Raw genomic sequence first — 229 nt, 5'->3', positions numbered from 1 at the left:
CCTCTTTTCCTACTGCCCCCCCCCCCCCCCAGACCTACACTTCTTCTACGGGCCGGACCGTCAGCGCTGTATACCATTGTCCCACGGGCGCTACCGGACCTCAAGGTGATCAAGGTAACACAGGCGCTACCGGGCCTCAAGGTGTTCAAGGTCAGCAGGGGCATACTGGACCAACTGGACCTGGCGGGGGTCGAGGGCGGGCGGGCGCGGCGGGGGGGGGGGGGGGGGG

The 229-nt window shown here is 68.1% G+C and carries 1 pseudogene; it reads left to right on the top strand.

Annotation, left to right across the window (positions count from 1 at the left end):
• Positions 1-229 (top strand): annotated as a pseudogene (locus tag JDS92_RS30730) (Gly-Xaa-Xaa repeat protein); the annotation flags it as partial.

It is taken from the genome of Bacillus cereus group sp. N12, assembly GCF_016483575.1.
GTDB classification, from domain to species: domain Bacteria; phylum Bacillota; class Bacilli; order Bacillales; family Bacillaceae_G; genus Bacillus_A; species Bacillus_A toyonensis.
Note: the sequence above shows the minus strand (reverse complement) of the source record. Positions and strands in the feature narration are given on the sequence as shown.